Genomic DNA, 12957 nt, shown 5'->3' on the forward strand with positions numbered 1-12957 from the left:
GGACGTCATCAATCTGGATGAGACTGCTTCCTATAAGGAAGATGTCTCAAACCTGGAGCCTATGGCTGGGCCAAACCATCTTGCCTACGTCATCTACACATCGGGTACGACAGGCAAGCCAAAGGGAACACTGATCGAGCACAAAAATGTAGTCCGCTTGCTCTTTAATGATAAAAATATGTTTGACTTCGATGCTCAGGATACGTGGACGCTGTTCCATTCGTTCTGTTTCGACTTCTCTGTATGGGAAATGTACGGGGCGTTGCTGAACGGAGGTCGTCTGGTCATCGTTCCATCGCTGACCGCGAAGAGCCCAGAGCGTTTCTTGCAATTGCTTAAGGACCAAAAGGTCACCGTCTTGAACCAGACGCCGACATACTTCTACCAGTTGCTACAGGAAGAACTTAGTCATCGCGCGGCGGAATTGAGCCTCCGCATGATTATCTTTGGTGGAGAGGCATTGAGCCCGGCCTTGCTCAAGGACTGGAGAGCGAAATATCCGCAAGTGCAGCTCATCAATATGTATGGCATCACGGAAACGACCGTCCATGTGACGTATAAGGAAATTACAGAACTGGAAATTGAACAGGGCCGCAGCAATATCGGTATCCCGATTCCGACACTGCGTGCGTACATTCTGGATGAACAATGCCGTCCACAACCGATTGGTATTCCGGGTGAACTCTATGTGGCAGGCGAAGGGCTGGCACGTGGCTACCTGAACCGACCGGAATTAACGGAAGAGAAGTTTGTAGCTCATCCGTTTGAAGCGGGCGAGCGTATGTACCGCTCAGGTGACTTGGCACGCTGGCTGCCGGACGGCAGCATGGAGTATCTCGGACGGATTGACCATCAGGTTAAAATTCGGGGTTACCGCATTGAGCTGGGCGAAGTGGAGGCGAAGCTGCTCCATGCTCCGTCTGTCAGAGAGGCCGTTGTGCTTGCCCGGGAGGATGGAAGTGGGCAAAAAGTGCTGGTCGGCTATTTCACTGCTGATCAGATGCTGACGGTGGGCGAATTGAGAACGGCCTTGGCTGCCGAACTGCCGGCTTATATGATTCCGTCTTACTTTATGCAATTGGAACAGATGCCGTTGACGCCAAATGGCAAGCTGGATCGCAAAGCGCTTCCGGCCCCAGAGGCCAATGTGCAGACTGGAGCTGTATATGAAGCGCCGAGAAACGCAGCTGAGGAGGCTTTGGCTTCCGTATGGCAAGGTGTGCTGGGAGCGCAGCAGATCGGTATCCATGATCATTTCTTCGATCTGGGTGGTGACTCCATTAAGGCAATTCAGGTATCCTCCAGATTGTTCCAGTCTGGATACAAATTAGAGATGAAGGATCTCTTCAAATATCCGACAATTGCTGAGCTAAGCCCGTATCTGCAAGTAGCTGGACGCACAGCAGAGCAGGGTGAGATCAAGGGTGCAGCGGAGTTAATGCCAATTCAGCGTTGGTTCTTTGAACGGCACATAGCAGAGCCGCATCATTACAATCATGCTGTCATGCTTCATCGGAAAGACGGCTTTGATGAGACTGCACTCCGGTTGACAATGGACCAAATTGCAATTCATCATGACGCACTGCGTATGGTTTTCCGGCATACAGAAGCTGGATACGCGGCTTGGAATCGGGGAGTTGACGAAGGTGAACTCTACACATTGGACATCGCTGATATGCGGCAGACAGATGACGAGGCAGCCGCTGTTCAAGCCCAAGCTGATGCCATTCAGGCGAGCTTCCACTTGGAAGATGGCCCTCTGTTCAAACTAGGCTTGTTCCATTGTAAGGATGGCGATCATTTGTTGATTGTCATTCATCACCTTTTGGTTGATGGCGTGTCATGGCGCATTCTGTTTGAGGACATTGCAACAGGATACGAACAAGCGTTGAATGGACAATCAATTGTTCTTCCGCAAAAGACGGATTCGTATCTTGTATGGTCCGAGCAAGCGGCGAAGTATGCAACAGGCCCTGCTCTGGACAAGGAACGTTCATACTGGCAGCAGATTGAGGAGACGGTTCTGGCTCCACTGCCAAAGGATCAGGATCAGGAGCCAGGCACCATTCGGGATACCGAGTCGGTTACGGTAACTTGGTCTGCTGAAGAAACCGACCTGCTGTTGCGACAAGCAAACCGGGCTTATCATACGGAGACGAATGATTTGCTCTTGACTGCTCTGGGAGCAGCTATTCAGCACTGGACAGGCATGGAGCAGGTTCTGGTTAACCTTGAAGGACATGGACGGGAAATGATCATACCAGATCTGGATATTACTCGTACCGTGGGCTGGTTCACCACCCAATACCCTGTTCTGTTGGACCTGCAAGATGGGCAGGAAGTATCTACCCGGATCAAGCGCATCAAGGAGAATTTGCGAGGGGTTCCACACAAAGGCATCGGCTACGGTCTGCTGAAGTATATGGCATCGGAAAATGGCGCTCGATTCAGCGTAGAACCGGAAGTTTCCTTTAACTATCTTGGACAGTTTGACCAGGACTTGGAGGGCAATGCTCTTAGCTTGTCTACACATTCAGTCGGTAAGGCGCTCAGTGATCACACGCCACAGCAATATGCTCTGGATGTGAATGGCATGATTGCCGAAGGCCAGCTATCGCTGACAATTACGTACAGCAACAGGCATTACCGTAAGGAGACGGTGAGTCGTTTTGCTGAATTATTACAGACAAGCCTTAGCGAGGTCATCCGGCATTGTGTGGCTCAGGAGCGTGCACAGCTTACGCCAAGTGACGTTCTGTTCCAAGGACTGACCCTGGAGCAGCTTGATCGACTCACAGCCCAGACGGCCCATATTGGAGAGATTGAGGATGTGTACAAGCTAACGGCAATGCAGAAGGGCATGCTCTTCCACAGCTTGCTGGAGCCGAACTCCTCTTCCTACTTTGAGCAGGCAACGTTTGAGCTGCGTGGCAGCTTTGATGTAGATACCTTCTTTAAGAGCTTCCAGGCTTTGGCGCAACGACATGCCATACTGCGTACCGGCTTTTACAACAATATCGCGGATGTACCACTGCAGGTTGTCTTTAAGCAACGGCCAATCCCTCTGAGCTACGTAGATTTACGTGCCGCTACGTTGCAGGAGCAAGAGGCCCGGATCCAGGCTTACACTGCTGAAGATATGGCTAAGGGATTCAGTTTGTCAGAAGATCCGCTGATGCGAGTGACTGTCTTGCAAAAGGAACAAAGCCACCTTGTATTGTGGAGCTTCCATCATATTGTCATGGATGGCTGGTGCATCCCGATCATTACACAGGAACTGTTCGATTATTATTCTGCCCTGCGTCAGCAAGTACAGCCTGTACTGCCGCCGGCTCAACCCTATAGTCGTTATATTGAGTGGCTTGATGCACAGGATGAACAAGAGGCTTCGACATATTGGAGTCAATATCTCGAAGACTATGACGGCAATACCGTATTGCCGGAAGCTAAAACGAAATCTCAAGCCAAAGAAGAAGGCTACGTTCTGAATGAGCATGTTCTCCATTTGGGTACAGATTTGACCCATAAAATGGATGTTGTCGCCAAGCGCAGTCATGTGACGGTCAACACACTCATGCAGACAGCCTGGGGACTGATTCTCCAGCGTTACAATGCCAGCTCGGATGTGGTCTTCGGCGGTGTTGTATCGGGTAGACCTGCTGAGATTGCAGGGATCGAAAATATGGTGGGTCTGTTCATTAATACAGTACCTATCCGTGTACAGTCATCCAAAGACGAGGCCTTTGTCGATGTGATGAAACGTACACAGGCACATTCGTTGGCTGGTCGTGCCTACGACACCTATCCGCTGTATGAGATTCAGGGGAAAACAAGCCAAAAGCAAGACCTGATTTCTCATATCATGATCTTTGAAAATTATCCGCTCGACGAACAGGTAGAACAGTCGGGTAATCAAACAGAGGATAATCTCGAAGTCGCCAACTTCGCCATGTTTGAGCAAACCAACTATGACTTTAACCTGGTTGTCATTCCAGGCGAGGACATTAAGGTCTGCATTCGCTACAATGCTTCGGTCTACGAGCAAGAAAGCATTGCGCGAATCGGAGGACATTTGTTGCAAATGCTCGATCAGGTAGCTACTCGTCCGCAAGCGACGATACAGGAACTGGAGATTGTAACACCAGAGGAACGGACAAACCTGCTAGACTGGGGCGGCAAGGCTCATGCTTATCCAAGTGATCAGGGGTTGCATACCTTGTTTGAGGAACAGGTGGCCCGTACGCCGGATAAGATCGCGGCAATAAGCGGCGACATCCAGATCACATATCGGGAGCTGAACGAGCAGGCGAATAGACTGGCTTCGACCTTGATAGCCCAAGGACTGCGGAGCGAACAAGTAGTGGGTCTGTTGGCGGATCGGTCAGTGGAACTGCTGGTTGCCATTATGGGCGTGCTCAAAGCGGGCGGAGCCTATGTACCGATTGATCCTGAATATCCGCAGGAGCGGATTCAGTATATTCTGAAGGACTCTGGGGCTGAGATTCTGCTCACACAAAGCCACCTGACGAAGCTAGCGTCCTTTGAGGGCATGGTTATGGAATTGGATTCTCCACACATCTACGGAACTGGAGTAAATAATCCTAATATTCCTGTGAGAGGCAACGATTTGGTGTATCTAATCTATACTTCGGGGACAACAGGAAATCCGAAGGGAACTATGATTAACCACAAAGGAATCGTGAACTACATCTGGTGGGCCAATAAAGTCTATTGTGCAGGGCAACCAACGGACTTCCCGCTGTATTCATCCATTTCGTTTGACTTGACGATGACATCAATGTTTACTCCGTTAATAAACGGAGGAATCGTACGGATTTATGATGGTATAGATAAAGCAGAGGTCGTTCAGCATATTTTGCGCGAAAATGCGGTGGATATTCTCAAGCTGACGCCGACGCATCTCAGTCTCATAAAAGACATGACCATTCCAGCGGAAAGTCGCATTCAGCAGCTCATTGTAGGTGGAGAGAATCTGACTACACATTTGTCCAAAACGATTACCGATCTTTTTGGTGGCAATATCAAAATCTACAATGAATACGGTCCAACTGAAACTGTCGTCGGCTGCATGATTCACCTGTACGATCCTGCGAAGGATACACGTGAGTCCGTTCCGATTGGGTTGCCATCCGACAACATATACATTCATATCCTGGATGAACAGCTTCGTCTCGTACCGTTAGGTGTGGAGGGTGAAATGTACATCGCCGGAGACGGAGTAGCCCGTGGATACCTGAACCGTCCGGATCTTACCGCAGAAAAATTTATTAGAAATCCGTTCGCTGCGGAAGGAAATATGTATCGGACCGGGGATTTGGCTCGTCGCCTTCCTAATGGAGACATTGAGTACATTGGGCGTATTGACCATCAAGTTAAAATCCGGGGCTATCGTATTGAGCTTGGTGAGATTGAGGCCAAGCTGCTGGATATGCCGCTTGTCGAGGAGGCTCTCGTTGTTGCATGGGCAGACGCCAATGGACAGAAGTCTCTGTGTGCTTACTTTGTAGCGGATCGGGAAATGTCTGTCAGCGAGCTGAGAAATGAACTGTCTGCCGAACTGCCTGCATACATGATTCCGTCTTACTTTGTCCAAATGGACGCAATGCCATTGACACCAAATGGCAAGCTGGATCGCAAGGCACTGCCTGAACCAAACTTGGGTGTGAAAGCAGGAGCTGCCTTTGCTGCTCCGCAGACGGATGTGGAAAACATTTTGGCTTCGATCTGGCAAGGTGTGCTCGGCGTGCCGCTTGTTGGCATACATGATAATTTCTTTGAACTCGGAGGCGACTCAATCAAATCGATTCAAGTCTCATCAAGACTTCTCCATGCAGGCTACAAACTGGAAATGAAGGATTTGTTCAGCTACCCAACAATTGCTGAACTGGCTCAGCGCGTTAGCACAGTCAGCCGAATTGCAGATCAGCGCGAAGTACACGGAACGGTAAAACTGGGGCCTGCCCAACGCAGATTTTTCGAAGAGCAGTCAACGGATCTGCATCACTTTAATCAGTCAGTTATGCTGTACCGACGTGAAGGCTTTAATACCGATGCACTCGCCGAGGTAATGCAGAAAATTGCAGAGCACCATGATGCGCTGCGACTGGTGTTCCGCCAAGGAGAGCAAGGAGTAGAAGCCTGGAACCGCAGCTTGGGTGAAGGTGAGCTGTATAGCCTTCAAATCCACGATCTGCAGGATGAAAAAGATCCGGCTTCGGCAATAGAAGCAGGTGCGGAAGCCATTCAGCGCAGCATTTCTCTGGAGGATGGGCCTCTCTTTAGACTGGGTCTATTCCGCTGCAAGGAAGGCGAACATTTGTTGATCGTTATTCATCACTTGGCTGTGGATGGCGTATCCTGGCGTATTCTCTTTGAGGATCTACAGGAAGGCTACGAGCAGGCAGCACGTGGAGAAGCGGTCAAGTTTCCACACAAGACGGATTCGTACCGTGCATGGGTTGACGGGATCACGCAATACGCCAACAGCCCGGCGGCTGAACAAGAACGCAGCTTTTGGGCAGAGGTGGAAGGAGAGGGATTTGCTCTTCTTCCAAAAGACAAGGTAGACATTGCTCTTCTCATAAAAGATAGCAAGGCTGTTACGGTAACGTGGTCGCCAGAAGAGACGGAGCAGTTCTTGAAAGAGGCAAACCGCACTTACAATACGGAAGTTAACGATCTGCTCCTGACAGCCCTAGGTATGGCCGTTCACGAGTGGACAGGGATCGAACGTGTAGGCATCGTGCTGGAGGGACATGGACGGGAGCCTGTTGTACCAGGCTTGGATATCACTCGCACAATAGGCTGGTTTACAAGTCAGTATCCTGTCGCCCTTGAGATGGGAGGCGAAATGGAGATCGGCGCTAGAATCAAGCGTATTAAGGAAGGTCTGCGTCGTATCCCGAACAAAGGTGTAGGATATGGTATTTTGAAGTATTTGAGCGACGTATCCGCTGGCTCCTCCTTCTCGGCAGAACCGGAGATTACCTTCAACTATCTGGGGCAGTTTGACCAGGATCTTGCAGAGGGAACGATGGAGGTATCACCTTACTCGGCAGGATCTGAGGTCAGTGAGCAGATGGTACAGCATCAGGCCTTGAACATCAATGGACTGATTACCGAAGGACAACTTCAGCTTTCGGTCAGCTACAACCATCAGCAGTTCCATGCAGATTCGGTAGAGAAGTTTGTCGGTATCCTGAAGGAGCGTCTCAGTGAAGTCATTGGTCACTGTGTACGCAAGGAAAGAACCGAACTTACGCCAAGCGATGTACTTCTCAAAGATATCAGCTTGGAGGAAATCGAGGAGCTGGAAGAGCAGACACGGCACATCGGCAGCATTGAAAATGTGTATAAACTGACACCAATGCAAAAGGGAATGTTGTTCCACAGCTTGCTGGAGCCTCATTCAGAGGTCTACTTTGAGCAGGCCACATTTGAAATTCAGGGAGTGTTCTATCCTGAGGATTTCAAACGCAGCTTACAGCATCTGATGAAACGACATGCCATATTGAGAACGAATTTCCATGCTGGATGGGGCGATTTCCCTATACAGATTGTGTTCAAAGAAAGAGCATGCGATTTCGCATACGAGGATTTGCATGAGCTAGAATCCGGTGAAATAGAAGCGCGTCTTGCAGCTTATATGGAACAAGACAAAGCGAGAGGCTTTGATCTTGCGAATGAAGCCTTGCTGCGTGTTGCTATCCTACGGACTGCAAAAGAGCATTACCATCTGTTGTGGAGCTCTCATCACATCATTTTGGATGGCTGGTGTATGCCGCTTGTGCTCCAGGAAGTGTTTGAAACATACGGAGCTCTACGTGAGCAAAGGGAACCTGAGCTTCCTACAGCAGCAGCGTACAGCCAGTACATTCAATGGTTGGAAAAACAAGGCGAGGAAGAGGCAGCCTCTTATTGGAGAGGGTATCTGGAAGGTTACGAGCAGCAAACGAAGCTGCCACAGGCCGTCACACAGCCATCGGCCAAAGCAGAAGCCTACTTGTCAGAGAAGCTGGTATTCACGTTGGACGCGGAATTGACCGAGCGCCTGGAACAAGTGGCCAAGCAGCACCAGGTGACGATGAACACACTGATGCAAGCAGCCTGGGGAATCGTGTTGCAACGCTACAATAGAAGCCAGGATGTCGTCTTCGGAAGTGTGGTATCGGGCAGACCTGCCGAGATTCCGGGTATTGAAAGCATGATCGGTCTCTTCATTAATACAGTTCCAGTTCGGGTTCAAGCCGAGGGAAGCGATTCGTTCTCTCAAGTAATGAAGAGACAGCAGGAATTATATTTGGCAGGACATGCTTATGATTCCTATCCGCTCTATGAGATTCAAGCACAGAGTGAGCAAAAGCAAGATTTAATTTCCCATATTATGGTATTTGAGAATTACCCGGTCGAAGAGCACCTGGAAGAGAAAATTGCCAATGATGAGGCTGAATACAAAATTACGGATGTTCAGATGTTTGAACAGACGAATTATGATTTTAACCTCATTGTGCTGCCGGGACGTAGTCTGGAGTTCTTGTATCGTTATAATGCTCGTGTCTACGATCGGGAGAGTGTGGAACGGATTCAAGGACACTTGACGAGAATTCTGACAAGCGTATCTGTACAACCTGCTATCCGTATTGACGAGCTGGAGCTGATTACGCCAGAAGAGAAATCACAAATTATAGAGGTATGGGGAGATACAGCAGCTCCTTATCCGCGTGAGAAGACCCTTCACGGCATATTTGAGGAAAAGGCTGCGCTCACACCGGATCGTACAGCACTTATTTACGGTGAAACGGTGCTTACCTACGGAGAGCTTCATCAACAGGCCAACCGCCTGGCGCGTACGCTGCGTGCTCAAGGGGTCAGACCGGATCAGCCAGTCGGCATTATGGTCGAGCGTTCGCTTGAGATGATCATTGGTATCCATGCCATTCTAAAAGCGGGTGGCGCCTATGTACCGATTGATCCGGAATTCCCTGAGGATCGTATTCGTCACATGCTGGAGGATTCGGGAGCGAAGCTTCTACTGACGAAGAAACATCTTAAAGATCGGTTCCCATTCACTGGCACGATCCTGTCACTTGATGATCCGCAGGCGTATCATGCCGATGACTCCAATCTGGAGCCAGTCGCAGGACCAGAGCATCTGGCGTATATCATTTACACGTCAGGTTCGACCGGCAAGCCGAAGGGTGTAATGATTGAGCATCACTCTGCTGTCCATACGCTGAGTCAGTTGGAAGCTGAATATCCGATGGTGGCAGATGATCGATTCCTGCTCAAAACGACATTCACCTTTGACTTCTCCGTGCCGGAGCTGTTCTGCTGGTTCTTTGGACAGGGGACGCTCGTGATCTTGCCGCCGGGCGTGGACAAAGATCCGGTCGCCCTGCTGGAGGCTGTGGATGCGAACCAAATTACGCATCTTAATTTGGTACCTTCGATGCTCAGCGTGCTCGTTCAATATTTGAAAGAAAGCAGTACCCAAGGATTCCTTACTTTGAAATACCTGTTTGCCTGCGGTGAGACGCTGCCTGCCAAACTTGTGGAAGAGTACTATAAAGTGTCTCCTTACGCAGTACTGGAAAACATCTACGGTCCTACGGAAGCGGCTGTATATGCGACTCGATATACAACGAGTCCTGAGACTGCAGTTCTAACACATGTGCCTATCGGCAAACCGTACGCTAACGTCCAAGTATGGATGATAGACGGCGCCTCTCAGGTATCACCAGTAGGTGTACCAGGAGAACTGTGTATTGCAGGCGAAGGCGTAGCAAGGGGGTACTTCAATCAGCCGGAACTGACGGCAGAGAAGTTCATTCCTCATCCGTACAAACCGGGTGAACGGATTTACCGGACAGGCGATTTGGCTCGGTGGTTGCCAGACGGAAATATTGAGTATTTGGGACGGATCGATCACCAGGTAAAAATCCGCGGTTACCGCATTGAACTGGGAGAAGTGGAAGCACAAATCCTGAAGGTGCCGTCGGTGCAGGAGGCGGTTGTTCTAGCACTGGCTGACTCCAGCGGAAGTACTCAGCTTTGCGCATACTTTGTGGCCGAGGAGGGGCTGGCAGCGAGCGTTCTACGCGAGGCACTGGCCAGCGAGCTGCCAAGCTATATGATTCCGTCTGCTTTCGTACAGCTCGCACAAATGCCGCTGAATCCGAATGGCAAATTGGATCGCAAAGCGCTACCGGCACCGGAAACCCTTCTGCGGAGCACAGCAGAATATATCGCGCCGCGTACGCAGACAGAAGTAGAGCTCGCTCAAATTTGGTCCGAGGTGCTCGGCGTACAGGAAATCGGGATCAGGGACCATTTCTTCGAGCTTGGGGGCCACTCCCTGAAAGTATTGGGCTTGATCCAAAGGATCTCGTCTAATATGGGCGTCCATCTCCCACTCCAGACCGTGTTTAATCTGCCGACTGTGGAAGAAATGGCACATGAAATTTTCAAGCTGCAGGCAACAAATGCTGCCGATGAACAAGAAATGGAGATTATTCACTTCCCAGGGAAAGGAACGCTTAAAGTATTTTGCTTCCCTCCTCGGGTAGGTCACTCTCTGGGGTACTATGAGATGGCCAAGGAGCTGGATGGGCTTTGCGAGGTGTACGGTATGGAATTTATCGGCGATCGTTTCCAGGGTCAAGATATGCTGGATCGATACATCGATGCCATCGTGGATATTCAAGCAGAGGGCCCATATATATTCTTGGGATACTCACTTGGAGGAAATCTTGCCTTTGAGGTAGCTAAAGCCATGGAAATCCGAGGTCACCATGTTGGCGACATTATTATGGTAGATGCTATGAGAAAGATGTCCAAGGATGAATCGACACCTGAGGAGCTTGAAGAGATTGTCGAAACGGTGCTGGACAGCATTAGGGAGCAGTACAAAGCATTCCTGGCCGATCCAGCCGACAGGGAGCGAGTCATGGACAAAATGTTGGTTTACTCCAGCTACCGCGATGAGCTTATTAACGCAGGTGAAGTTCATGCGAATATCCATGCTATGATTGCAGAGGATGATAGTGTTGGTCCAGATACATCATTAGATAAATTGTTATGGCAACAGGCAACACTTGGCCAATACAAAGAATACGGGGTCGTCGGAACGCATGATGTCCTGCTTGATTCCGGTTTTGTCGGGGAAAATGCTAAAGTACTGAGACAGATACTTGGTACAATTGCAGAAGCTTCAACTAAAAACAAGCCTATTTTGTCCTAAGAACAATCAACAAAATAGTAGTGGGCAGCAAAGACGCCCGGGTTCCTTCATAATAGGAGGGACCCGGGCGTCCTTTTTTTATTTTATGAAACCATCAGATGTATAGAGAAGTGCCTCTAATGATCAGTGTTTGCTTTAGCAATGGTTGACCGATAATGATGGATATTGGAGACGAGTTCACGGACGACTTGGATGACTAGCTCTGGTTGGTCGTGGATAATCATATGCTCGCTTTTCTTAGCAATAATAAATTTGCTGTTGGTAGAGATGCGGAGCATCTCGCGCTGCCCCATTTGCCAGCTTTGTTCGATTTGGTCATTTCCACGCTTACTAATACCAAACTGAGTCAAATCTTGCTGAATGCCCCGGGCAATCACACGCACAGGGAGGTTACCCAAATGTTGGCCGCGTATGGCATCTTCGGTAGTGCTCGCTAGCTTACCCTCCTCGGCAACAGAGCGAAAGTACTTGGGAGAAGCAACAATATTCACAAAAGATTTTCTATCTCGATATTCCACCCGTCCGTTTAGCATAAAATTGGGAAACAGACGAAATGCCCCTAACCTTTCTAGGACAATGGATATTAACGGTGAGGGAGTGACTTTAGGCCGTTCTTTGGCATAAATCTTATTGGTTCGGCGGGCATCATTCTCAGGCCTAGCATCCACCAGAACCAATCCCGCCACTTCGTCTCTGTACGTCTGTGCATAGAGTCTTGAGTACATCCCCCCCAGGGAATGACCTACAAGGATGTAAGGAGGTTGGATGTCTGCATTCTTTAGAGCAGTATGAAGCTCCCGAACGATGTTTTTTCCGGTGCGTGGTGTATTTGCCTCCTCGCTCCATGCATAGCCAGCCCGATCATAAGATACAACGGTAGCGAAGGATGACAGCTTCTCGGGAATATTCCTCCAGGACAAGCTACTCTCCCCGCTTCCTGATTCAAGCACGATCGTTGGAGAGCCGGCACCCATTTTACGAATATGGAGACGATAGCCTCCAGCATCGACCATTCTCCCCAGAGGAGGATATTGCGATTTATCATATTTGGATGCAATCCCCTCATATACAAATCCAGAGATAACGACAAGCAGTAAGCAAGAGATAATCCCCAATACAATTCTCATCCATGTTCGCCTTCGTTGTTTCATTTAGCATCTACTCCTCTATAATGTCATAATTCAATTAATCAACAACTATTTCATATGAGGTAATTGTCTTGGTGGGATTGGGCTTGATGACAATGTCATATAACCATTCAATTGGAGTTCCGCAATATCTACCTATTCATTATTAAAAGCCGTGGGGGATGGCGCGGGTGTTTCTTATCTTTTATACCCATCCTTTCTTTGTCAAAACATCAATATTAAAGAAAAAATAAATGTACATTTAAGAACCAATTGAACAAAAGGCCAGGGCCTAGTTACGAATATAAACATTGCAAAAGCAATTTTTTAAAAATACTTGCATATAAAACTGTGGAATGATATACTCTAATTCCGGCCAAGAAATATAAAGGTTGCGAGCGAATGAACAAAAAAAGATTTAAAAAAATGCTTGCAAAGTTGGTTCGGACATGATATGATATAAGAGTTGATGAGGCGATGAGCTGATTCAAAGAAGTTTGATCTTTGAAAACTGAACAACGAGTGAGTAAACTGATTTTGTTCGCAAAATCAAACATGAGATATTTTATC

General features: G+C 48.8%; 2 protein-coding genes. One reads left to right on the top strand and one right to left on the bottom strand.

Annotation, left to right across the window (positions count from 1 at the left end; translation table 11 throughout):
- Positions 1-11260 (top strand): amino acid adenylation domain-containing protein (locus AC5V8P_RS16935; RefSeq protein WP_495473734.1); only part of this gene is annotated, 11260 nt, incomplete at its 5' end.
- A 116-nt stretch (positions 11261-11376) separates the two neighbouring features.
- Here AC5V8P_RS16935 and AC5V8P_RS16940 read toward each other — a convergent pair.
- The gene (locus AC5V8P_RS16940; RefSeq protein ID WP_064795698.1) at positions 11377-12411 is read right to left on the bottom strand and encodes an alpha/beta hydrolase; all 1035 of its coding nucleotides are present in this window, start codon (positions 12409-12411) and stop codon (positions 11377-11379) included.
- Positions 12412-12957: the final 546 nt, after the last annotated feature.

This window comes from Paenibacillus sp. N119s (assembly GCF_059447605.1).

Bases quoted from the DNA above. Each gene is read 5' to 3' on its own strand.
- AC5V8P_RS16940 (WP_064795698.1), bottom strand. From the start codon at position 12,411: ATGAAACAACGAAGGCGAACATGGATGAGAATTGTATTGGGGATTATC.